The following is a 22747-nucleotide window of genomic DNA, read 5'->3' as shown; positions in this document are numbered from 1 at the left end:
GCAGAATATTATTTTATTTTCGAAATTTTAGACCAAAGGAAAAAAAATGAACATTTTGGTAATCGGCGGAGCGGGATACATAGGGAGTCATGTTGCTCGAGAATTGCTTGATAACGGTTACGGAGTTACGATTTACGACAATTTCTCAAGCGGGAAAGAAGAAAATGTATTTGCCGACGAAGATCTTGTCCGCGGCGACGTTTTGAATTTTGATTTACTTGACAAGACGATGGGCGATAGGAAATTTGATGGAATCATCCATTTGTCAGCGTTTAAGGCGGCGGGCGAATCTATGGTAATTCCCGAAAAGTACTCTGTAAACAACATTTGCGGAACAATAAACATATTGAATGCGGCTGTAAAAAACGGTGTGAAAAAGATAATTTTTTCATCTACTGCGGCGGTTTACGGTGAACCGCAGTACCTTCCGATTGACGAAAATCATCCGACGAATCCTGAAAATTACTACGGATTTACAAAGTTGGAAATCGAAAGAATTTTGACATGGTACGATAAACTTAAAGGACTGAAATTTGTAGCGTTAAGATATTTTAACGCGGCTGGCTATGATAAAAAAGGCAGAATTTCGGGGTTAGAAACCAATCCGCAAAATTTGCTTCCGATTGTTATGGAAACCGCTGTAGGAAAACGTGAAAAAATTACGATCTTCGGTTCGGACTGGGACACCCGAGACGGAACTTGTGTTCGCGATTATATTCACGTGAGCGATTTGGCTTCGGCGCATCTCAAAGCGTTTGAATACTTGTTGAAAGTCAACGAAAGTTTGACGGTGAATCTTGGTTCGCAGACGGGTGTTTCGGTCAAAGAGATGGTTGATACGGCAAGGAAAATCACAGGCAGGAAAATAGAGGCGGAGTTTGGCGCTCGCCGTGACGGAGATCCTTCGGTGGTTTTGGCGACGGCAAAAAAAGCGAAAGAAGCTTTGGGTTTCAAAGCGCAACATTCCGATATAACTTCGCTAATTTTAACGACTTGGGAAGTTTATAAAAAAAATTTCAAAATTTGATTGCAAGAATAGAGTAAATTTTACGCAAAATCACTCTATTCCAAAAGTTTGACTATCTTTGATTAAAATATATTATATTAAGTAGTAATATTGTTGTAAAAAATGTGTATTATCGGTTTGTGAAAGGCGGATTTTATTAAAGCGAATATAATTTCGGTGGGGACAGCCGTTCCGGCCGAAATCAAGGATAACGATTATTTCGCGTCGTATTTGGAAACTTCTGACGAATGGATAACCCAAAGGACGGGCATTAAGCAGAGGAGAATTTGGAAAAACGCTCCGAAAGACGCTGCTTCTCTATTGGGTTTTGAGGCGGCAAAGAAAGCGATCGCCAAAGCGGAAATTAACGCCGAAAGTATCGACACGATAATTTGTGCGACGTTTACGCCGGATAATTTTTTTCCGTCAACGGCGGCGATAATTGCCGGAAAATTAGGAATTAAAGGTGCGTTTGCGTTTGATTTATCCGCCGCTTGCGCCGGATTTACGTTCGGACTTTCTGTAGCTGATTCGTTGATAAAAAGCGGGCAGAGCAAACGAGTGCTTTTGGTCGGGAGCGAAGTGATTTCGCGTTCTCTTGATTGGAATGACAGGGGGACGTGCATTTTATTCGGTGACGGCGCGGGTGCGGTGGTTTTGGAAGCGAGTAACGGTGAAAAAGGAATATTGTCCTGTATAAATTATACCGATCCTAACGGGGCAGAGGCGCTTTACCTGCCGAGTTGGGGCGATAAAAAGTTTTTGATTATGGAAGGACAAAAAATTTATAAATATGCTTGTCGTCTTATGCCGGAAATGGTAGAGAGGGCGCTTGAGAAAGCAAATTTGACGTTGAAAGACGTTGATTTGCTCGTTCCGCATCAAGCGAATATTCGTATAATCGAAAGCGTGGGGGAAAGATTAGGACTGCCTCCGGAAAAAATTGTAATAAATCTGCAAAAATACGGAAATACTTCATCGGCGACGATTCCGCTCGCACTTGAAGAAGCGTGGGATAACGGACGAATAAAAGACGGAGACATAATCGCCATGGTTTCGCTTGGCGGAGGAATTACCGCCGGCGGCGTTATAATCAGGTTTTGAGAAAAATGGGAGTAATTTAGTATGAATTTGTCATTTTTGTTTCCCGGACAAGGTTCTCAGAAAGTCGGGATGGGAAAAGATATTTTTGAGCAAAGCGATTTTGCAAAAAAACGCTTTGAAGAAGCGAACGATATTTTGGAACGGAATATAAAAAATATAATTTTTGACGGTACGGAAGAGGTTCTCAAACAAACCGAAAACACTCAGCCGGCGATGTTTTTGATAGAAAGTGTAATTGCCGATTTGCTGAAGCAAAACGGTATATTTCCGTCTTTTACGCTTGGGCATTCTCTGGGAGAATATTCCGCTCTTTATGCAAGTGAAGTTTTTGATTTTGCAACAGGAATTGATTTGGTCGCAAAGCGCGGAGAATTGATGGCTGAAGCGGGTAAAAGATACAAAGGCGCTATGGCGGCGATTTTGGGAATGGAAAAGGAAAAAATTATTTCGTATTTACTTGAAATCAAAAACGGAGTCGTCGTTTCGGCAAATGAAAATTCTCCGGAACAAACCGTAATTTCGGGCGATTCGGCGGCGGTGGAAAGCGCTTGTGAAATTCTTAAGGCGAACGGAGCAAAACGAGCGGTGGCGCTTGCGGTAAGCGGCGCGTTTCATTCTCCGCTTATGAAAGACGCCGCAGACGAATTTTCAAAATATTTGGAAGATAAAAAATTTAACGACGCAAAATACCCAGTTATTACAAACGTTCGCGCAAAGCCGGAAAAAAGCGCGGATACAATAAAATCGCTTTTGGTTGAGCAACTGCTTTCTCCGGTTCGCTGGGTTGATTGCCAAAACGAGCTGTTCGACGTTGGCGTCAGAAACGCCGTCGAGGTAGGTCCTGGCAACGTACTTAAAGGACTTATGAAAAAAACTGTTGCAGAAATTGAGGTTGTAAATTGCGCCGATTGGGAGAACGTAATTTCTATTATGGAAACATACAAAACAGAGGAGAAAAAATGATTTCGTTAAAAGGGAAAGCCGCTCTTGTCACCGGTTCGGGAAGAGGAATCGGAAAGGAAATCGCGGCGAAATTTGCAAAAACTGGCGCAGACGTTTGTGTCAGTGATATTGATTTAAACACGGCAAAAGAGTCTGCTCGGGAAATTGCAGAAAATTACGGTGTAAAAACGCTTGCGCTTTCGGCGAATGTCGCCAAAGAAGAAGACGTGGATAAAATGATTAAGGATTTTATAGAGTTTTTCGGCAAAATTGATATTCTTGTGAATAATGCGGGAATTACCAAAGACGGACTCGTTATAGATATGAAAGAAAGCGACTGGGACGCGGTTCTTGATGTGAATCTCAAGAGTACGTTTCTATGCACGAAAGCGGCGTTGCGTCCGATGCTCAAAGCCAGAGGCGGAAGAATAATAAATATCGCTTCGATTTCCGGACAGATAGGACTTCCCGGACAAGCGAATTATTCGGCATCAAAAGGAGGGATGATAGCTCTGACAAAGGCTGTGGCAAAAGAAGCGGCGAAACGGTCGGTAACAGTAAATGCGATTGCGCCGGGATTTATTCGTACGGCGATGACGGACAAACTTTCACCCGAAGTCGTGAAAGGATACGAGGACGCAATTCCGATGAAAGTTTTGGGTATGCCCGAAGATATTGCCAATTCGGCTCTGTTTTTGGCAAGCGATTTGGCGGGTTATATAACCGGGCAGGTAATCGCCGTCAACGGCGGGTTGGCAATGTAGTATTTTATATTTGTGGTTTGGTTTTTAACAATAAAAAAAGGAGTGTTTTATGAGTGCAAATCTTGAAAAAGTTCAAGAAGTGGTAGCAAAGCAACTGGGTAAGCAAAAAAGTGAAATTACCCCGGAGAAAAAATTTATTGACGATTTGGGAGCGGATTCGCTTGACCTTTCCGAACTCATCATGGCGTTTGAAGAAGCGTTCGGCGTTGATGAAATTTCAGACGAAGATTCGGCGAAGTTTATCACTGTCGGCGATGTCGTGAAATATGTGGATTCACTTTAATTGATAGATAAAAGAGCGTTGTTGAAATATACCGCTCTTTTGTTTTTAATAAAGGTTATTATTTATGTTTTACGATTATTACGACAAAACGACGAATCCTTTACGGGAATGGCAGGCGCGCCATTTATATCCAAAGTTCATAAAGTATATAGCGAAAGAATTACCGGAGAACCCGAGTGTTTTGGAGATCGGTTACGGGCGCGGCGATTTCCATAAAATATTTTCCAAATTTTATCCCAAAGCGAAATATAACGTGATAGATGCGAATGCGGCTATTTGTAAACTTGCTGAGGAAAACGGCGCTAATATTTGCGTAGACGGTGTGACTATGATTCCGCCTTTACCGAGAAATATTGAAAACGAAAGTTTTGATGTAGTTGTGATGAATAACGTTGTTGAGCATTTCTTAAATTGTCAAATAGCGTCCCAAGCGCTTGAAGAATTAAAACCAATATTAAAAGCAAGCGGAAAAGTTGTCATTTTTTTCCCGGATTATCTTGATTGGAAAACTGATTTTTTTGAAGTCGATTATTCACATTCTTTTTTGACGACTCGTTACCGAATTAACCGCCTGCTTTTTGACTGTGGGTATGACGTGGTTAAAAACGACTATTTTCGGTCGGCTTTTAATTGTTTTCGCCTGTTTTTCTGGATTTTGGCGAGAATAAACAATTTGGTTTTCGGTTTTATTCTTCACGTTACCGGCAATGTGTGGAAACGGAATTTGCTTTTTAAATGTAAAATAGCATTTAACAGACAGGCGCTTATAGTCGCGCAAAAAAAATAAAATTTACATAAACTATAACTTTTTACGGGACTCCCAAATCAAAGCGGCGGAACCTAAAATTGCCGCATTTGCCGACGGGAGTTTAGACATAGTTATTTCAAACGTGTCTCGCATTGACTGCAAACATATTTCGCGAGCGTATTTCTGGGCTGGAACTATTAAAATATCTCCGGCGTTTGCAAGCCCGCCGAACAGGAATATTTTTTGCGGACTTGAAAATGCAACAGTGTCGGCAATGATTTTTCCGAAATATCTCGCCGTAACGTCAAACGCTTCAAGTGCGATAACATCGCCTTCTGTCGCAGCGTCTGAAATATATTTCGAGGTCAATTCGTTGTAGGAATATTCACGCAAAACCGACGGTTCGCGTTTTGTGGAAAGAAGTTCGACGGCGGTTCTACAAATACCTGTCGCGGAAACGTATGTTTCTGCACAACCGTGTTGTCCGCACCCACAGGCGCGCCCGTTCGGCACCAATCCGATGTGCCCCAATTCGCCGGCAAAGCCCGAGTATCCGTACAATAATTTCCCATTGATGTAAATTCCGCTTCCAAGCCCTGTGCCCAGCGTTAAAACGACAAAATCGTCGATTTCTTTTGCTCCGCCGAAAATTTTTTCTCCAACGGCTGCGGCATTCGCGTCGTTTGTTACCGCGGTTTCCACATTCAAAATATCTTTGAAATCCCGCGCTATCGGTACGATTCCTTTCCACATAAGATTTACGGCATACTCAATAGTTCCTCTGTAAAAATTGCCGTTTGGCGCACCTATCCCGACTCCGATTAAGTTTGTATCCGATTTCTTTATCAAATCCTTAATCAAATATGCGCTTGCTTTAACAAAATCGTCGAAAATTGGATAATCCGCTGTTTTGAGGGTTCCCGTTTCTACGATATTCCCGTTTCTATTTACCAATCCAAAAACGATATTGGTTCCGCCAATATCAATTCCCGCAACGACATCCGCCATAATTTTCTCTCCTTTTGTTAATATTCGCTTAACTTGTTTTGAAACAATAAAAAAGACACCGAAAAATACTTTCGATGTCTTTATAAATTCAGCGTCTTCCGTACTGAACGGAACCGGACTGCTGCTGTGTTTTAACGTCCATAGCGCTTTCGGTTTTAGTCTCCAAATTTGCTTTAACGCCGTTATTTGCACTTTCTGTAAAAACCGCTTCCGGTTTTTTTTGCTCAACAGTTTCCGCCTGTTTAATCGGAACGTTCGCAGGTCTTTCCTGCTTTTGAACCGCAGGTCTTTCACTGTAAACTTTAGGTTTATTTTGCGGTTGGTTAGGTTGGTTAATATTTTTGTTATCTTTTGAACGATTTCCCAACTGTGAATTCGTATCTTTCAGCGATTGAGCGTTTGATACTATTCTTTCAAACTTTTTCTCAATGTTTTGCGGCTGAGTTCTTTGCCCGTTTTGCTGTGAGGGACGGTTGTTTTGACTAATATTATTCCCCTGATTTTTTTTATTCGGGTTTTGATTATTCTGCTGCGCACGGTTTCTTCCGTCATTTACGGAATTGTTTTTGCTTTCTCTGTGTTTTTGACTATTTTGAAATTGCGTTATTTTGATTAGCGAAATCAATTGCAAAATCACAGACAAGCCCAAGAGAATAACAAAGAACATTTCATTTTCTGGTTTCATTTTTACTCCAAAGTAATTTTTTTCAATTTTTTGATGTTTCAAAGGTAAATTGTACATGCAAAGCGTTTCGTCTTAACATCTTTTGACAAAAGCAAGTTCTAAAACACATAAAATTTTCAAAGAACACGATTTTATTTTTGCGGTTCCTCATCGTAAAGCGTATCCATTTTACTCAAAAGGTCATGGACTTTCGCGAATAAACGCATTATAACCATCGATTTCGCCCATACGAAAAATAAAATAATTAAAGAAAAGAAAAAAATCAACACCCAAAAAATCTGAACTATATGTACCGAATTCATACTTTTCTCCCCTTTAACCCGTGTTAATATACGAAATCGCCGTATGTGAAAGCAAGTTTTTTATTTAACGCTGAAAAATCGCGCCGAAATTCCGCCTTTCCCTACCGGAATAAAAACAGGCTTTGAACATTTCGGACAACGCCCCTGATAAAACGGTCTGTCGGGAGGGCGATAAAGTCTTACATACACGTCGCAGCATTCAAAATGCACGCCCAAGAAAGGTTTTGCAGAATTTTCACTATCCTGCGAATCACTGTCTTTTTGAGGTTTTGAATCGTATAAATCCATGATTTACAATCAAAAATTTGTTGCAAGTTTCCGTTTTTTACTCGACTCATTAATTATCGCCATCGCCTCTTTCGGATCGTCGGTAATATGAAATAGTTTCGTATCTTCAGGTGAAATGTACTGATTGTTCATAAGCATTTTTTTCTCGATCCAATCAACCATTCCGCTCCAAAAATCCTTTCCGAGCAAAACTAACGGAATTTCCTGAGTTTTGTTTGTTTGTATAAGTGTCAACGCCTCAAACATTTCGTCTAAAGTGCCGAAACCTCCCGGACAAATGATGACCGCCGAACTCCAACGCAAAAACATTACTTTGCGAACAAAAAAGTAGTGGAAATCCAATTTCACATTTTGGTATTTGTTCGGATGCTGTTCCATCGGAAGTTTGATATTTAGCCCTATTGCTTTCCCGTTTGCTTCTATAGCGCCGACGTGCGCCGCTTCCATAATTCCGGGGCCGCCGCCCGTGATTACGCCAAATCCGTTTTCCGCACACAATTTACCCATTTCCACCGTCATTTTGAAATACTTATCGTCGGGTTCCGTCCTTGCCGAGCCGAATATCGACACGCATGGTCCAATATTCGACAGAGTTTCAATTCCTTCTACAAATTCGGAAATCACTCTAAACATCCGCCAAGTTTCGTTTGATGCATTTTGCGGAATTTGGTTTACCATATTATCCTCCAAAGTTAAAAATCAATATCAATTTTTTCAGATTTATCGTTGCTTTCCGCCTGCCTTACCACATCGCGTTTGGGAAGCGGTAAATACAAACGTTCGCCGTTAATTATTTGTTCGGTAGTAATAATTTTAATTCTGTCAAAAGGCTGATTGTTGGAAGAATTTACATAGACACCCGCCTCTTTAGCTTCGTTTATCATATCTTTTGTCGGATTGTTCAGTGTTATGAAAATTCCGATTACTGCGTTTTCTTCTCTTTCGAGAACTCCACGAAAATCTCGGATGTCTTTTACCGAAACTTTCCCGGATTTTACCGAAAACAGGACTTCTTTCGACTTGTCGGAAGAAACAGCCATAAACATTCGCCCGTCAATTCCTTTATCGCTTCCTTTTTTCTCGTTAATGTAAGCGTAATTGTTTGTATATGTCAAAATAACCCATTTTTCAAACTCTTTACGAACTCTGTCGTCCTTTTTTAACGCTAAAGCCGTCGCTGATTCAATATCGCGCGGAATGCCGTTTAGTTCAAAATTTTGAGAAACTTTTTCTCCGTAAGTATCTTCAAGGCGTTTTATTATAAGCGAAATACTTTGGTAAGTAATGTCTATTCCGACCCATTTTCTATTTAAGCGTTCGCAAACAGCGACAGTTGTTCCGCATCCGCAGTATGCGTCAAGAATGTTGTCGGTTTCGTTTGAACTCGCCTTGATTATGCGTTCTAATAACGCTTCCGGCTTTTGCGTAGGATAACCTAATGCTTCTTTACCGCGTGCAACAGGAATATCCCAAACATCATCAGAATATTTTCCTGTTTTCATATAGACAATTTCTTGTATCCCTTTTCGTAAAGCTGAAACTTTATATCGTCTTCCTTCATCGTCAATATGATTATACCGCTTCTCGGTTTTTTCAGAATAAGGAATAAGAATATTTTGCGGATAAAATTTGCTCACATCTCCCTTGCAATAAGAGAATATTACATCGTGTTTTCTCGGCAAACAATATTTCGGCACAGAATTTCCCGTATAGTGCCAAATTATTTCGTTCCTCATATTTCCGCCTTTCGGAACAAAAATATTGTCTAAAAGCAGTTTTATATAATGACTTGCCGTAGGGTCGCAATGGAAATAAAAACTTCCCGTTTTTTTCAGCGCTCTGTGAATTTCCGTAACACGCAGCGCCAAACTAATCAGATACGCAAGCAAGCTTCCTTTACAGACAATGTTTTTGATGTTGTCGATAAACTTTACCAACTCAATATTGAATCTTTTTTCTTCGTTTTCAAGAATCTCGTTAAGTCCGTCAATCGCCGATTTATCCCATTCCCAAGTGTCAACAAACGCTTGTGACTGCGCCTTGTCTTCATTGCTTGCGGTCGCATAAATCTGATTGTAGTCGCGGTTTGAATTAAACGGCGGGTCTATATAGCATAAATCAATCGACTCGTCTGCGATATACTTTCGCAAAACGTCAAGATTATCGCCATAGTAGAGTTTATTCATCGCTTTCGCCGTCGTCCGCTTCTTCTTTGACATCGTCGTCTTCGTCGATAATTTCTTCTTCAAGCAAGTCTTCGGGATTTGTCTGCGGTAATTCCGACTTTTCAATATCGCCGCCGTCGTCGTCGCTTTTGCCGCAATCGCTGACGTCTATAACCTTGTCGCCGGTGTCTAAATTCATAAGTTTTACGCCTTGCGTCGCTCGCCCGATAACATTGATTTTTGCAACGCAGACGCGGATTATTATTCCGTTTTTAGTAATTATCAGCAAATCATCGTCTTCGTTTGGGTTCATGATATTGATGACTTTCCCGTTACGTTCGCTCGTTTTTATGTTAATAATTCCTTTACCGCCTCGATTGGTAATTCTGTATTCGCCTAATTTCGTGCGTTTTCCAAAACCGTTTTCGGTAACCGTAAGAATTTTGTCGTCGTCGGATTTCGCCGTAATCATTCCTATAACCTTGTCGCCGTCTTTCAAACGGATTCCACGTACACCGTGCGTGTTTCGTCCGGTAATTCTCGCCTTTTCGATAGGGAAACGAACCGCATTTCCACCTGACGAAGCGATAACGACATTATCGTCTTTCTCACATAGAACCGCCGCGACCAATTCTTCTTTTTCGTCCAATTTTATAGAATTCAGTCCGTTTTTACGCAAATTTTGATAATTTTCAAGCGGCTGACGATTTATAATTCCTCTTTGAGTCACTTGAACTATTGATTGGTTTTGTGCGTTGTCATAATCTTTCACCACGACGAAAGACGCAACCTTTTCTCCGTTTGTCTGCAATACCTCGATTACATTCACAATCGGACGACCTTTCGAGGTTCTGTCGCCTTCGGGTAATTCCCAGACCTTAATTCCGTAACAGCGTCCTTTGTCGGTGAAAAACAAAATTGTGCTGTGTGCAGACGCGACAAAAAGCGTTTCTATGAAATCCGAATCTTTTGAAGCCATTCCTTTTAGTCCGCGGCCGCCTCGCCCTTGCGTTTTGTATGTGTCCGCCGCCGTACGTTTAATGTAGCCGGCGTGTGTCATAGTTATTACCATATCTTCGTTGGGAATCATGTCTTCAATGTCAATATCACCCGCCGCATCGACAATTTGCGACCTTCTGTCATCGCCGTATTTTTTCAAAATATCGTCCAAATCCTCGTTGATAATAGCGACTTTTCTTTCGCGTTTATCCAAAATATCAATAAAATCGGCAATTTTTAGCAGTAAATCTTTCTTCTCGTTTTCCAATTCTAAACGGTTCATACGAGTTAAAAGCCCTAAACGCATATCTGTAATCGCTTTAGACTGAATTTCGTCAAGATTGAAACGTTCCTGTAAAGTTATACGCGCATTCGCCTCGTCTTCGCTTGAACGAATTATTTTAATAACTTCGTCGGTATTGTCTGCGGCGACTATTAACCCGTCGACAATGTGGCTGCGATTTTTCGCCTTATTCAAATCAAACTGAGTTTTACGGGTAATCACCTCAAGTCGATGGTCTATGTAATGCTCAATCAATTGCTTGAGATTAAGCAAATGAGGACGTCCTCTTACAAGCGCTAAATTTAATATTCCGAAAGACGATTGCAGCGGCGACATCTTATACAGCTGATTAAGCACGACTTCTGCGTAATCGTCTCTTTTTACATGAACGATGATTCTTATTCCTATTTTGCTTTGAGCGCCTTTTTTCTTGCCGCTGTCACTGTCGTCAATGTCCGAAGATTCGTCTTCAATATCCATAATCCCGGAAATTCCGTTTTCTTTGTCGGAGGCTAATTCTTCCATTTTTTTTACGAGATTTTCTTTGCTCAACATATACGGAATTTCGGTAATAATAATTTTACCGCCCTGTCCGCTTGCATCCGTACCGACAATTTCGGCTTTGGCGCGCATAATTATTTTTCCGCGTCCGGTTTTATACGCCTCAATCGCTCCGCTTCTTCCGTAAATGAGTCCGCCCGTAGGAAAATCAGGCGCGGGAATGTATTTTATCAAATCGTCAATTTCAATTTCCGAATTTTCCAACACCGCTTTAATTCCCAAAACCACTTCCCGCAAGTTATGCGGCGCCATATTCGTAGCCATTCCAACCGCAATTCCGGAAGAACCGTTTACAAGTAAAAACGGGATTCTGGAAGGTAAAACTATCGGTTCGTCTTTATCTTCTGAGAAATTTTTCGCCATATCGACAACGTTTTTGTTAATATCGATAAGCATTTCGTCCGCCATTTTATCCAATTTACATTCCGTATAACGATACGCCGCAGGTTTGTCGCCGTCGATTGAACCGTTACCGCCGTGAAAGTCAATCGCGCAGTATCGAAGCGACCACGGCTGCGACATACGTACAAGCGCTTCATAAATCGAACTGTCGCCGTGCGGATGGTAGTCTCCCATTACCGCGCCTACGACTTTTGCGCATTTTATGTGGTCTTTGAGGGACGCCGTCCAGCCGTTTTCGTGCATACTGTACAAAATTCGTCTGTGCACAGGTTTTAGTCCGTCTCGCGCATCCGGCAACGCCCTTGCCGTAATTACGCTCATTGCGTAATCCAGCATTGAACGTTTCATTTCTTCTTCAAGTAAAGTCGGAGAGATTATTCCCTCTGAAGTATTTTGTATTACTTGTTCTTCAAATTTGTTTTCTTCGTTTTCGTCCACTTATGCGCTCCTTTTTTATTTGGGACTTATAAGATATGCCGCCGCTCGTTAATCCCACTATAAAAGTCCGATTTTATACTTTGATTTTCGGGTAAATATACCATTTGCCACATATAAAAAGGCAAACGAAACAACAGCGGGACGTATTTATACGTCCCGCTGTTAATATAAAATCTGCAAATAATTAATTCTTTACCGTCTAACCCCCAGCTTCGCCTAATACTTATATGTCTTTTAGTTTACGCCTTTGGCTTCAGCCGATTATCAGGTATATACCATTTACCGCCAGTTTTGAGGCGGCATTAGTCAAATCTCACTCTAAAATATTTTACTACTTCTTTACTACAGTATCAAAAATCTCATAACCCAAATAATCGTATTCAGGTTTAACGAGGTCAAAAGCGTCTGTGCTATACCACTTGTTTTTTATAACTCCACTACCGTTCACTTCCCATACGTAAACTTTTCTGTTATTTATATAACAAATATACTTTTTGTCATCTTTCTCAAAGATTACTTTTTTACTTCGTTTTTCTTGAGATTCGCTTACGTCAGGAAACGGTTTTCCGCTTTCAAATTTGATAATTTTACCTTCGGCTGTTCTGAACGCCAAATCCCCGCCGTTTGCATTTTTAACTCGCTGCGCCCATGCTGTCTTGCTCTTATCTTCTGCAATTCTTGTTTGTTCTGTTGCAACATTGTTCCGAATTATTTTGTTTTCCGCTTGCGATACTGTCTTGGATTCGCTGTGTTCTTCTTGACGTATTTGTTCTTGCGATTGATAAACGCTATCCTGCACTTTCTTTTGTTCTGTGGCAATATCGTCTTTTACTCTCTGCAATTTCACTTGTTCTTCTTGCTTAGATAACGTTTCAGACATAGAACGTGACGGATAATCGTTATTTTTAGGAACAGATACAAAGTTTTCCAAAGGAACTTCCGTTTTTTCTATCATCCTGAAATTTTTGTATCTTGCAGGATAACCGATAACCGTTATTTTTACGCCGCCAAATCCGTCGTATTCGTGAAAATATGTCGGCTCGACCATTAAATCCGCAATATCTTTATCCAATTTTCCGGAATTATATTTTACCAAGGCGTTTAACATCGCGACTTTTCCAATCTCGTTCAACTTATCTTTTTTGCCGTTCGCACTCCCGACTATTTTGTTTGGACTTACATCCAAATCCGCCGTTAAAGTCGGTTTTTTCCAATCCGTGTTCGCGTCTATTTCTTTCAGCGAATTGGTCATAGCGGCGCAGCCCGACAACATAATGCCGATAAAAATCGTAGTTATCGACAAAAAACATCTTTTAAGATTATTCATAAATTGGTTTACTCCTACAGCGTGTTCACGCTATATACTAGCATAAAATACCACTTGTTGTATTAAAAGTCAAGTTTTTCGAATAATTCGGTACTGTTTTTCTCTGTCTATTCTATTTGGTTATAGTCTAAATTTTCGAGTAAATATAGTATTTGTTTCTTGTTATTGTTCAATTCGTTAAATCGGGATAAAAATATCTAATCCACTCAAAATACGTATCCTGAGCCGATTTGCAAGTATCAATCAAATACCCGCGCTCGCTTTCAAATTCTTTAAGTCCTCGATAATAATATTGCTTATGCCGCTCGTCGATAATAAACGGAACAACGCCGGTTTTCAAACATTCGCGAAACATTATAAGTCGTCCTATCCGACCGTTTCCGTCTTGAAACGGATGAATTTTTTCGAATTTACAATGATATTCTGCAATGGTTTCAAGTGAAATTTGCGGCAAATTTAAGTGCCAGTCGTTTAATTTATTCATTTCTTCTTCAACGTTTTTGGGTAAAATCGTTTCAATGTCTCCGATTTCATTCGGTATTTTTTTCCAGTCTCCAACGACAAACCAATCGGTATTTGCCTGTGAAGTCGCCGCTTTTAAGATTTTATGAAAGTCTTTGATGATTTCGTTTGTCAGAATTTTGTCGATATTCTCCAGCATTTTGTCAAACGCTGTAAAATGATTCGCCGTTTCAATAATATCATCGACCAAAAGTGCGTCTTCTTCTTTGAAACCGATTGTTTTCGTTTCAAAAATAAGCCTCGTTTGCTCTTGCGAAATTCTGCTTCCTTCAATTCTGTTGGAATTATATGCCAAATTTATCTGTGTTTTGTGATACAATCCGCCCTTCATTTTAGCGCTTTTTTCGGCGAGAATTTTTTCAAGAATTGCAGAGTTCATTATTCTACTCTTATTTTATCATTTCGCTAAAAATTGTGTCATAAGTCAAAATAAGAGTAATATCTCCAACACCTCCCGATATACCTTTGCGAGCAATATACATTTCATCGTCTGTCAATTTTCTACCGATTCTTTCTATTGCTTCATATTGTACGTCTTCTTCAGTAATTTGGAAAATCACATTATCGTTCGTCATCGTTTCACACTTACTTTCTTTATTCGTTCCCCCGAATTAAATTTTACAATTTTATTCCAATCAATTTCACCGGAATTTTTACAATATTCGTTAGAAAACTCCTTCACAAAACGATTAAGTAATTCATTATACGCTTTTTGATATTCATCGTTTTTTTCTCTCGCCTTATATCCAAGCGGCTCAATAATATCAATATAAAAGTTATCGTTTCCGGAAACAAACGACCAAAATCTCTGCCCGCAAAATTTGAAATAATCTCCTTTATCGGGATTACTGTCAATTCCATAACAACAGCCGTTTATTGCCTCAATAATTAATTTTGAATTGCTTGTTCTTAACGTTTGCTTTGCACTGCGGAAACGGTCTCTCATTTTTTTTACTTGTTCGCTATTTCCCCAATTATTACTTGATTTTATTGATATTATATATCTAACGTTTTCTTTGTCAAATTCAAGGTCTATACCGGTGCAGGATGATTTCCAACCGTTAAAGATTTTTTGGTTTATGAAAATCGCCAGCCCTTCAAGCCAATCGCCAAAAACAGTTTCTTCACTTGACGATAAATATGCATCTACTATTCCTCGAACAATATCGTAAGCGGTTTCTACGAATTTTGCTTTGAAAAGATAAGGATTTTTTCTCTTTAAAACATCAGACAACTTTAATTTTTCTAATTTTTTCAATCGGCTCAAATGAAAAATTCCGATATTTTCTTCAACATATTTAATAACATCACATATATCTAATTTTTCCACAATCAACCTCTCCTTGTTCAAAAGACATAAACAAATTTTGTTGAATTTGGGACTCTATCATAGACACATATTCCGGTATTATTTCTATTCCGACTGAATTTCTACACATTTCTTGCGCCACCCGTAATGTCGTTCCGGAACCCGCAAAAGGGTCTAAAACAGTATCGCCTTCCTGTGTAAAAAGTTTAATAAACCATTCCGGTAAAGCATCGGGAAATGCCGCACTGTGATTTTTATTATTACATTCCGTCGATAAATACAGAACGTTATTTGGATAAACAGTTTCTTTATCTACCCAATTTGAAATATTTTTACCAAAACCGCTACCGTTACGTGCGTTATCACGAATTTTATCAGTTTCGCTTAAATTTTTCAGCCGCCAATTTGCCCAGTCGCCAATCGGTATTTTTACAGCATCTTGATACATTTTGAAATTTTTAGTCTTATTAAACTGCAAAAGTCGTTCCCAAGCGTCACGAAAACGATTTGGCCATTTACCGGGATAACTGTTTTTTTTGTGCCAAATAAACTCTTCTGTCCACAACCAACCTTGTTTGCGCAACGCTAAAATCAGTTCAAGAACATAAGTGCTTCGTTCACCATCTTCCGCTTTTTCCTTTATATTCAAAATAAATGTTCCGCTTGGCTTTAAAACTCGTAAAAGTTCCTTGCTTATCGGTAAAAACCACTCTGCATATTTTTCTGGAGCGACGCCGCCATAAGTTTGTTTTCGTCTGTCGGCATACGGCGGCGAAGTAACGATTAAATCAACAGAGTTTTCATGAAATTCTTTAAGGATTTCCTTGCAATCGCCAAACTTTATTTCTGTTTTTACACTCAACATCACCAAACTCTTTTTAACTCTTCCAAAACCTCTTCGTCCGTCGTGTCGAGTAAAACCGGAGTTATCGTCGAATAGCCTGCAAAATTCGCCGCGATGTCAAAAACTTCGCAGTCGGTTTCGGTAAGCGCCATTGAATCGCCGTTTGCGCGAAGACGAATTTCTCCGCCCGCCTCTCCGCCGTCGATAATATAAGTGTCCTTATAATACGCCAAACTTTGACGGACGATTTTCACGCCTTTAATTTCGTTTATCGGCAAATGTGGAAAATTCACGTTGTAAATCACTCTGCCCGTATTGTCCAAGAAACCGTTTGACAAAAATTTTTCAAAAATTTCAAACGCCAATTTCCCGTAACCGCTTATGTTTTCTCTTTGCTGGCAGTGAAGTGAAAACGCAACGGCGGGAATACGCCAAAACCCCGCTTCTCGAGCGGCGGCGCAAGTTCCCGAATAAAAAGTCGCAATTCCGATGTTTTCTCCGGTATTTATTCCCGAAATTACGAAATCCGGCTTTTTCGGCATAAGATGCGCTAAGGCTACTTTTACGCAGTCGGCAGGCGAGCCGTTAACCGAAAAACATGCGATATCGTCTTTTCTTTCGATTTTTTTGTATGTAATCGACGTCCCAAAAGTGAAACTGTGACTTTTCCCGCTTTGCTCGGCTTGCGGAGCGACGACAAATACGTCGTAATTTTCCTTGAATGCGGAAATTAACGCTTCGATTCCATTAGATAAATATCCGTCGTCGTTTGAAATCAAAATCGTTTTACGCATCAATATCCGCCTTGTCGGCATTTTCTTCAATAAATTTCCGCCGCGGTTCGACTTCGTCGCCCATAAGCATAGTAAAAACTCTGTCCGCTTCAACCGCGTCCTCAACGCTCACTTTTTTCAGACGCCGCGTTCTTTGGTGCATCGTCGTTTCCGAAAGTTCCTGCGGGTCCATTTCTCCAAGCCCTTTGAAACGTGAAACTTTGACGCTTCTACTGTCTTTAAGATTATATTTGGCGAGAATCTGTTCTTTTTCTTCATCGGAATGAACGTATTCGTCTATTTTTTTCCCGTCTTTAATCCTGAAAAGCGGAGGGCATGCGACAAAAACATAGCCGTCTTCAATGAGTTTGGGAAGTTTTCTATAAAAGAAAGTCAAAAGCAGCGTTCTGATATGCGCTCCGTCCACGTCGGCGTCGGTCATAATTATTATTTTGTGATAACGCAAGGCGTTTATGTCGAAAGTGTCGCCTATTCCGCACTTAAAAACTCTGAATATCATATCTTCTATTTCTTTATTCTGCAAAACTTTGTCGATTCGCGCTTTTTCAACGTTCAGGATTTTTCCGCGCAAGCAGAAAATCGCTTGAGTCCTGGGATTTCGTCCGCGTTTCGCCGTGCCGCCCGCAGAATCTCCTTCCACGAGAAACACTTCACGTTCCGAAGGGATTTTACTCGTACAATCGGTCAGTTTTTCGGCTTTCCCGCGACCTTCTTTCACCACTTTGCGCACGTTTTCCTGCGCGTTTCTCGCCGCTTCTCTGGCTATCGCCGCATTCACGATTTTGTTACAAATTTCTACCGCGATCTGCGGACTTTCTTCAAGATATGCGGTCAGACTTTCCTGTACGTTTCTATTTACTATCGCCGAAATACCGGAGTTCCCTAATTTCTGCTTCGTTTGTCCCTCAAACTGAGGCTCGCTTATTTTTACGCTGACGACAGCCGTCAAACCTTCCCATAAATCCGAACGCTCAATCTTGATTTTATCTTCTTTTTTATTTTTCTCGTCTTTTTCTTTGCCTTTTTTGGGCTTATCTTCTTTGGTTTTGCCTCTCAACGCTTTGATTTTATCTTTGTTTTCGTCTATATATCTTTCAATCGTGGACCAAACGCCGTTTCTGAATCCGACCAAATGCGTTCCGCCTTCGCGAGTGTTGATGTTGTTTGCGAAAGAATACACTTTTTCATCGTAACCGTCGTTATACTGAAAAGCGACTTCAAGTTCCATATCCGGCTCTTTGTGATGAAAATGTACGGGTTCGGGAAGCAGAAGCTGCTTTTTCGTATCGTCGTCAAATTCTATTTCTCCCGTTTGAGCGTCTATTTCGGCGCCGTTCAAGTATTTCACGTAATCCACAAGCCCTTTCGGGAAACAAAAATCATGAGAAACCGGCTCACCCGCAATTCTTCCCGTCCATAACGGATTTTCCTTGCCGTCGTCGCATCTCTCTTTAACGCCTTCGGGAGTTTCACTGCGCTCATCGACAATAGATATTTTTATTCCTTTGTTCAGGAAGGCAAGTTCCCTGAGCCGCGCCGTAAGAATTTTGAAGCTGTATTTCGTCTCTTCGAAAATCTCGGTGTCGGGAACAAAAGTAATAGTAGTTCCGCGCTGTTGAGTCGTACCGATTTCTTTGATTTCGTCTTTTTTATTTCCGCGAGAGAATTCCATCTCATAGATTTTTCCGTCTCTGCAAACTTCCGCGCGCATATAAGACGATAACGCGTTTACGCACGACGAGCCGACTCCGTGCAATCCTCCCGAAACTTTGTAGTTGGAATTATCGAATTTTCCGCCCGCGTGAAGAGTACAAAGCACCAATTCTAAAGACGACATTTTTTCTTCTTTGTGCCAGCCGACCGGAATTCCGCGTCCGTTGTCTTTTACGGTTATTCCATTATTTGCGTGGATAGTAACTTCAACTTTGTCGCAGTATCCCGCCAGCGCTTCGTCAATGGAGTTATCCACGATTTCATAAACCAAATGGTGAAGTCCGGGACCGCCGGTAGAGCCTATATACATTGCAGGACGTTTACGAACCGCTTCAAGTCCTTTGAGCGACTTAATGCTTTCCGCTTCGTAACTTGAATTATTTTCGTTTTGAGACATTTTTCCCTCTTTTCAATTCTCGAAAAACATTGTTTTACACAAGGAGGAAAATACTATTTGCCGCAAACAAAAAGGGGGAGCGCAAAGAATTCCGTGCGAGCGCAGCGAAGCAATCCAGTTACCGCCGCGTTTTCCATTGTTTGCTTATGGATCGCTTCGTCGTTTCACTTCTCGCAATGACGAATTCCATCCCTTGCCTCTATATGCTTTTTGAGCCTTACGCTTGCGCATCAAAGGGATTATACCTGCCGCTGTTGTTAATGGGTTGCCATCCACATGTAAATATTTTAGGAAAACAGTGGATTGAAAAGACAGGTGCGATTGGAATTAACCTCACTACTTACTTCTTCAAATACGGATAACCGTTATTTGTATTCGGGCTTATTCCCCAAGTCTTAGTAAAATCCCAGCCACTGTAAGTACTTTGCTTTTTCATATCTTCCGTCGCCACAGGTTTACCTTTTTGACCGTCAAACTGCCCGCTTGTTTGGGTATCGTAGTAGGAATTGGTAATTTTGTTGCTGGTGTTGTATTTGTTATATCCTACCAACCCGCCAACATTATTATCTCCTTTTACATTTCCAACAGCATAACAATTGGTGATATCACAATTCCACCACGTTTCTCCATGTTGTCCAAGTAATCCACCGACATTATTGTTTCCCTTCACATTTCCAGTAGCATAACAATTGATAGTTATACTTCTACCTAAATCCGTTATTCCCATCAATCCACCGACAGATGTAGTTCCTGCTACATTTCCAGTAGCATAACAATTTTTAATTGTTCCTTGGCTTCGTCCTGCCAATCCGCCAACATTTCCTATTCCTGTCACACCTACGATAGCGTAACAATTACCAATTGTTCCTGTGTTCTTTCCTACCAATCCACCAGAATTTTCTTTTGTCCCTCTTACATTTCCTCCAGAAATATAACAATTATCAATTGTACCGCCATTCTCTCCAACTAATCCGCCAATATAACTGTTCCCTCCGATATTTCCGGCAGCATAACAATTCTCAATCCTGCCGCCTTCCACACTTATTCCAACCAATCCACCTACATAATCTGTTCCCATTACTATTATATTTCCCGAAACATAACAATTTTCTATTATTCCGGCATTACTTCCAACCAGTCCGCCGATACGGGTATTCCCCTTAATGTTAACGTTAATAATTCCAAGATTCTTCACCGTTGCCATATTATCGACAAAACCGAACAATCCCTGTCGGTCGTTATTGCCTCCGATATTAATTCCTTTTACAACTTTACCGTCACCGTCGAATGTGCCGTTAAAAGGAATCGCCGTATTTCCGCTTTTCGTTCCAATCGGCACCCATTGATTATCGCCTTCAAGGCTAATGTTATCGGCAAGAATAAACGTCTGCCCCGAAAAATCGTTTCGGGCGTTAACTCTGTCTCTGAACGCTCTCAAATCTCCAAGCGTATTTATCGTAACCTGTATATCGTTCCAATTTATAACCGTTACGCGGCTGTCGGTATTATAAGTTATAACTTTATCGCTCGCGCTTTCCGCCGTCGTACTTGCTGGAATTGGAAGTTGTATTGCCGTTTGCGCAGTCTGCTCGTTCTTTTGAATATCGGGGCTTTTTTCGGCTACGGGTTTTTCTGGCTTTGGCGTTCCGGCTTCGTTTGCCAGCAACACTTCCGCATTATACAGATTATTTTCCGCAATTTTTGTATTGTTTTGCGCGGTTGTGTATGCAATCTCAAGTTTTTTACATTCGGCATCCTGCGCGTTATACTGATTTGTCGTTTCGGTTAAGTGATTACTTGTCGCTCTCGTTTTTGCCATTCCTGCGCTTGTACTTGCGTTGGAAGCGGTAAGCGTATTCTTGTAATCCTTTTCTGCGTCGTCTTTCTGTATCTTTAATTCGGCAAGGCGTTTTTGGGCGATAAGCCGAGTCTTATACAGTTCGCTTTCTTTGGCTTTGGCGGCTTCCGTCTGCTTTTTCAACTCTTCGGTTTCTTTTCGCAGCGTTTGTATCTTCTGCTGTTTGTTTATATCGTCAAGCCGCGCCTGTTCCTTTTGTTTTACGATATTGTCCAAATATTTATACAAATCGACGGTATCGACAAGCATTTTGAATGTCGCCGAATAAATCATATCGCCTTTGTCGTTTTCGGTAAACTTCTCCGTTCCCGTAACAATTTGCGTCTGTACTTTGCCGATAGTATAAGTTTTCAACTCCTCAACAAAATCTTCCTGCTTAGTCTTATTGGCAGCGGTTGTCGTCATTTTCTGACGCGCTTCTACCAAAACGCCTAATTGTTGCAACAGCGAGGACTGCGCTTCTTCCATCGCTTTGGCTTTTGCCGAATTGCGGCTATCGTCGTTACTTGCGGTATATTTATAAGGAATAGTAAATTCCTTCTTTTGACCGAATGCGGATATTGACAGAAGCAATATCGCTAAACATAATATCATGCTTTTATGATGCATGTAAAAACTCTCCTTATTTTAACTTTGAATATTTTTCGCGAACATTACCATAACCAGGAACATTTCCTTCTAAAACAAGCGTTGACTTTGATATTTCAACAATAGAATATATTTGCGCCATACCGTTAGGCGCCATCATAATTAGCCGCCCGTCGGCGCCTATTTTCCATGTAAAACTCTCAGCCCACGCTCCAACCCCTCTGAGATTATTCCATTCAGACACTCCGGTTCCGTCGTTAAAAAATTCTACCCTGTCGCAAATCAAATCTTTGTCCAGATTGCTTTCCACTGTATTCCATTGTCCTGCCAGCAACAATTTTGTGTTTTGTTCGTTGCAATAAACAAAAGCGAATGTTATAAACATAAGCATAATGACCAATCTTATTCTTTTCATTAGTAATTGTCTTTCCTTTAATTTCTTATTTTTCAATTCTCTTTCTTTTTGTGCAACAAACAACTCAAATCACCGTCTAATATTAAAATTTTACCGTCGTTTGAAAAACGATAATCACAAATACGTGTAAGCCTTTCGTCATAATTACTTTTAATAATGACCGCGATTTTATCACTAACAATCGCATAATTAACAATTTTCTCACCCTCAATACTTCCACTTCCGGTTCCGTCGGCGTTAAATATAACCTGTTTATTGTCTGCCGCATCAACCCACGTGCCTATAATTCGTTGTTCAACCGACTTGGCACTAATCTTCTGTCCGCTTGATTTACCGTTAGCCTGCTGTTCATCAGACTTATCCAAACACCCTGTCATAACCAAACAAATAACCGCCGCACACATTACTAAAACCAACTTTTTCATCTAAACGCTTCCTTTTCTTTAATTGAAACTATTAACATAAATTCTCACTCAATATCTACCAATTCATCAAGAAATTTCACTTAAGTTTGGTATTTTCCTCAATAGCAATTATAGTTGCGATAAATCCTCCGAAAAGAATATTCGTCAACATGCCGACAAGCGCTCCTATAATTACGCATAATAATGCCGCCAATTCACGTCCGATTCCAACATCGTGACCACCATTCCATCCGATAACACCGCCTGCTACAACATATACAATCAGATTAATCCAAAGACTAATTTCAACCAATTTACGAAACGCCGCTTTTGTAAAATCCAACATAAAACCCCATCCTTCAATTTAATTTTCTCAACCTAATCTTCTTCTCTTCCTCATCCCAAAAAAAGATTGCCCCGTCGCTCTCGCAACGAAGCAATTTAAAATTCCCTAATTACCGTCTCACACCCAACTTCGCCGAATACTTATACGTCTTCCCGCTGTTTCCCTTAGCCTCGACTACTACCAAATAACTGCCGTTCGCAACGTTTCTGCCCGCGTTATTCGTCAAATTCCACAGAATCTCTTTGTTATTTC

At 40.6% G+C, this 22747-nt stretch carries 24 protein-coding genes; 6 read left to right on the top strand and 18 right to left on the bottom strand.

The features are described from left to right. Nucleotides 1-46: 46 nt before the first annotated feature. The 6 genes from galE to LBH98_09795 all read left to right on the top strand — a co-directional run bounded on the left by galE (nucleotide 47) and on the right by LBH98_09795 (nucleotide 4886). Nucleotides 47-1027 (top strand): UDP-glucose 4-epimerase GalE, encoded by a 981-nt coding sequence (gene galE, locus LBH98_09820; protein ID MDR0305044.1) that lies wholly within the window; start codon nucleotides 47-49, stop codon nucleotides 1025-1027. Between the two features lie 135 nt (nucleotides 1028-1162). Beyond that, nucleotides 1163-2110: a ketoacyl-ACP synthase III gene (locus LBH98_09815; GenBank protein MDR0305043.1), complete on the top strand. Its 948-nt coding sequence runs from the start codon at nucleotides 1163-1165 to the stop codon at nucleotides 2108-2110. 21 nt (nucleotides 2111-2131) lie between these two features. Next, a complete protein-coding gene (gene fabD / locus LBH98_09810; GenBank protein ID MDR0305042.1) occupies nucleotides 2132-3073 on the top strand; it encodes an ACP S-malonyltransferase in 942 nt (313 codons plus the stop codon). Next, entirely contained in the window at nucleotides 3070-3816 is a 747-nt protein-coding gene (gene fabG / locus LBH98_09805; GenBank protein ID MDR0305041.1) for a 3-oxoacyl-[acyl-carrier-protein] reductase, read from the top strand. The genes fabD and fabG overlap by 4 nt, the downstream gene beginning before the upstream one ends. 49 nt (nucleotides 3817-3865) lie before the next feature. Further along, nucleotides 3866-4099 carry an acyl carrier protein gene (gene acpP / locus LBH98_09800; protein MDR0305040.1) on the top strand — a complete coding sequence of 78 codons (234 nt, stop codon included), beginning with the start codon at nucleotides 3866-3868 and terminating at the stop codon, nucleotides 4097-4099. A gap of 64 nt (nucleotides 4100-4163) precedes the next feature. Next, nucleotides 4164-4886, top strand: coding sequence for a class I SAM-dependent methyltransferase (locus LBH98_09795; GenBank protein MDR0305039.1), 723 nt, complete (start codon nucleotides 4164-4166; stop codon nucleotides 4884-4886). A gap of 12 nt (nucleotides 4887-4898) precedes the next feature. On the opposite strand, the gene LBH98_09790 is transcribed toward LBH98_09795, so the two are convergent. From LBH98_09790 to LBH98_09705, 18 genes are all read right to left on the bottom strand, one after another. Beyond that, on the bottom strand, nucleotides 4899-5855 hold the full coding sequence (locus LBH98_09790) for an ROK family protein (protein MDR0305038.1): 957 nt from the start codon (nucleotides 5853-5855) through the stop codon (nucleotides 4899-4901). Between the two features lie 88 nt (nucleotides 5856-5943). After that, the gene (locus LBH98_09785; GenBank protein ID MDR0305037.1) at nucleotides 5944-6540 is read right to left on the bottom strand and encodes a hypothetical protein; all 597 of its coding nucleotides are present in this window, start codon (nucleotides 6538-6540) and stop codon (nucleotides 5944-5946) included. Nucleotides 6541-6671: 131 nt separating this feature from the next. After that, nucleotides 6672-6842 carry a hypothetical protein gene (locus tag LBH98_09780; GenBank protein ID MDR0305036.1) on the bottom strand — a complete coding sequence of 57 codons (171 nt, stop codon included), beginning with the start codon at nucleotides 6840-6842 and terminating at the stop codon, nucleotides 6672-6674. A gap of 60 nt (nucleotides 6843-6902) precedes the next feature. Then, nucleotides 6903-7130, bottom strand: a complete 228-nt coding sequence (locus LBH98_09775) for a hypothetical protein (protein MDR0305035.1) — start codon at nucleotides 7128-7130, stop codon at nucleotides 6903-6905. A gap of 9 nt (nucleotides 7131-7139) precedes the next feature. Continuing rightward, entirely contained in the window at nucleotides 7140-7808 is a 669-nt protein-coding gene (locus tag LBH98_09770; protein MDR0305034.1) for a TIGR00730 family Rossman fold protein, read from the bottom strand. Nucleotides 7809-7822: 14 nt separating this feature from the next. Continuing rightward, entirely contained in the window at nucleotides 7823-9349 is a 1527-nt protein-coding gene (locus LBH98_09765; GenBank protein ID MDR0305033.1) for a restriction endonuclease, read from the bottom strand. Further along, nucleotides 9309-11978, bottom strand: coding sequence for a DNA gyrase subunit A (gyrA, locus tag LBH98_09760; GenBank protein ID MDR0305032.1), 2670 nt, complete (start codon nucleotides 11976-11978; stop codon nucleotides 9309-9311). The genes LBH98_09765 and gyrA overlap by 41 nt, the downstream gene beginning before the upstream one ends. Nucleotides 11979-12309: 331 nt before the next feature. Then, entirely contained in the window at nucleotides 12310-13305 is a 996-nt protein-coding gene (locus tag LBH98_09755) for a hypothetical protein (GenBank protein ID MDR0305031.1), read from the bottom strand. A 169-nt stretch (nucleotides 13306-13474) separates the two neighbouring features. Beyond that, on the bottom strand, nucleotides 13475-14206 hold the full coding sequence (locus LBH98_09750) for a Fic family protein (GenBank protein MDR0305030.1): 732 nt from the start codon (nucleotides 14204-14206) through the stop codon (nucleotides 13475-13477). 10 nt (nucleotides 14207-14216) lie between these two features. Further along, on the bottom strand, nucleotides 14217-14402 hold the full coding sequence (locus LBH98_09745; protein ID MDR0305029.1) for a hypothetical protein: 186 nt from the start codon (nucleotides 14400-14402) through the stop codon (nucleotides 14217-14219). After that, a complete protein-coding gene (locus tag LBH98_09740) occupies nucleotides 14399-15157 on the bottom strand; it encodes a hypothetical protein (GenBank protein MDR0305028.1) in 759 nt (252 codons plus the stop codon). Before LBH98_09740 ends, LBH98_09745 begins: the two co-directional genes overlap by 4 nt. Next, the gene (locus LBH98_09735) at nucleotides 15135-16001 is read right to left on the bottom strand and encodes a site-specific DNA-methyltransferase (protein MDR0305027.1); all 867 of its coding nucleotides are present in this window, start codon (nucleotides 15999-16001) and stop codon (nucleotides 15135-15137) included. Before LBH98_09735 ends, LBH98_09740 begins: the two co-directional genes overlap by 23 nt. Further along, nucleotides 16001-16774: a 5'/3'-nucleotidase SurE gene (gene surE, locus LBH98_09730; protein ID MDR0305026.1), complete on the bottom strand. Its 774-nt coding sequence runs from the start codon at nucleotides 16772-16774 to the stop codon at nucleotides 16001-16003. The genes LBH98_09735 and surE overlap by 1 nt, the downstream gene beginning before the upstream one ends. Then, on the bottom strand, nucleotides 16767-18884 hold the full coding sequence (locus LBH98_09725; protein ID MDR0305025.1) for a DNA topoisomerase IV subunit B: 2118 nt from the start codon (nucleotides 18882-18884) through the stop codon (nucleotides 16767-16769). Before LBH98_09725 ends, surE begins: the two co-directional genes overlap by 8 nt. A 340-nt stretch (nucleotides 18885-19224) precedes the next feature. Further along, nucleotides 19225-21351, bottom strand: coding sequence for a hypothetical protein (locus tag LBH98_09720; protein MDR0305024.1), 2127 nt, complete (start codon nucleotides 21349-21351; stop codon nucleotides 19225-19227). 13 nt (nucleotides 21352-21364) lie between these two features. After that, nucleotides 21365-21745, bottom strand: coding sequence for a hypothetical protein (locus LBH98_09715; protein ID MDR0305023.1), 381 nt, complete (start codon nucleotides 21743-21745; stop codon nucleotides 21365-21367). A 32-nt stretch (nucleotides 21746-21777) separates the two neighbouring features. Further along, nucleotides 21778-22170, bottom strand: coding sequence for a hypothetical protein (locus LBH98_09710; protein ID MDR0305022.1), 393 nt, complete (start codon nucleotides 22168-22170; stop codon nucleotides 21778-21780). A gap of 76 nt (nucleotides 22171-22246) precedes the next feature. After that, the gene (locus LBH98_09705) at nucleotides 22247-22495 is read right to left on the bottom strand and encodes a hypothetical protein (protein MDR0305021.1); all 249 of its coding nucleotides are present in this window, start codon (nucleotides 22493-22495) and stop codon (nucleotides 22247-22249) included. Nucleotides 22496-22747: the final 252 nt, after the last annotated feature.

This window comes from Chitinispirillales bacterium, from assembly GCA_031254455.1.
Taxonomy (GTDB): Bacteria; Fibrobacterota; Chitinivibrionia; order Chitinivibrionales; family Chitinivibrionaceae; genus WRFX01.
The sequence above is the reverse complement of the archived record's forward strand: the minus strand, read 5'-3'. Positions and strand labels throughout refer to the sequence as shown.

Bases quoted from the DNA above. Each gene is read 5' to 3' on its own strand.
- LBH98_09790 (MDR0305038.1), bottom strand. From the start codon at position 5,855: ATGGCGGATGTCGTTGCGGGAATTGATATTGGCGGAACCAATATCGTT.
- fabD (MDR0305042.1), top strand. From the start codon at position 2,132: ATGAATTTGTCATTTTTGTTTCCCGGACAAGGTTCTCAGAAAGTCGGG.
- LBH98_09775 (MDR0305035.1), bottom strand. From the start codon at position 7,130: ATGGATTTATACGATTCAAAACCTCAAAAAGACAGTGATTCGCAGGAT.
- LBH98_09795 (MDR0305039.1), top strand. From the start codon at position 4,164: ATGTTTTACGATTATTACGACAAAACGACGAATCCTTTACGGGAATGG.
- LBH98_09710 (MDR0305022.1), bottom strand. From the start codon at position 22,170: ATGAAAAAGTTGGTTTTAGTAATGTGTGCGGCGGTTATTTGTTTGGTT.
- LBH98_09780 (MDR0305036.1), bottom strand. From the start codon at position 6,842: ATGAATTCGGTACATATAGTTCAGATTTTTTGGGTGTTGATTTTTTTC.
- LBH98_09745 (MDR0305029.1), bottom strand. From the start codon at position 14,402: ATGACGAACGATAATGTGATTTTCCAAATTACTGAAGAAGACGTACAA.
- LBH98_09720 (MDR0305024.1), bottom strand. From the start codon at position 21,351: ATGCATCATAAAAGCATGATATTATGTTTAGCGATATTGCTTCTGTCA.
- LBH98_09715 (MDR0305023.1), bottom strand. From the start codon at position 21,745: ATGAAAAGAATAAGATTGGTCATTATGCTTATGTTTATAACATTCGCT.
- LBH98_09755 (MDR0305031.1), bottom strand. From the start codon at position 13,305: ATGAATAATCTTAAAAGATGTTTTTTGTCGATAACTACGATTTTTATC.
- LBH98_09770 (MDR0305034.1), bottom strand. From the start codon at position 7,808: ATGGTAAACCAAATTCCGCAAAATGCATCAAACGAAACTTGGCGGATG.
- fabG (MDR0305041.1), top strand. From the start codon at position 3,070: ATGATTTCGTTAAAAGGGAAAGCCGCTCTTGTCACCGGTTCGGGAAGA.
- acpP (MDR0305040.1), top strand. From the start codon at position 3,866: ATGAGTGCAAATCTTGAAAAAGTTCAAGAAGTGGTAGCAAAGCAACTG.
- LBH98_09785 (MDR0305037.1), bottom strand. From the start codon at position 6,540: ATGAAACCAGAAAATGAAATGTTCTTTGTTATTCTCTTGGGCTTGTCT.
- LBH98_09735 (MDR0305027.1), bottom strand. From the start codon at position 16,001: ATGTTGAGTGTAAAAACAGAAATAAAGTTTGGCGATTGCAAGGAAATC.
- LBH98_09750 (MDR0305030.1), bottom strand. From the start codon at position 14,206: ATGAACTCTGCAATTCTTGAAAAAATTCTCGCCGAAAAAAGCGCTAAA.
- LBH98_09705 (MDR0305021.1), bottom strand. From the start codon at position 22,495: ATGTTGGATTTTACAAAAGCGGCGTTTCGTAAATTGGTTGAAATTAGT.
- LBH98_09725 (MDR0305025.1), bottom strand. From the start codon at position 18,884: ATGTCTCAAAACGAAAATAATTCAAGTTACGAAGCGGAAAGCATTAAG.
- LBH98_09765 (MDR0305033.1), bottom strand. From the start codon at position 9,349: ATGTCAAAGAAGAAGCGGACGACGGCGAAAGCGATGAATAAACTCTAC.
- galE (MDR0305044.1), top strand. From the start codon at position 47: ATGAACATTTTGGTAATCGGCGGAGCGGGATACATAGGGAGTCATGTT.
- surE (MDR0305026.1), bottom strand. From the start codon at position 16,774: ATGCGTAAAACGATTTTGATTTCAAACGACGACGGATATTTATCTAAT.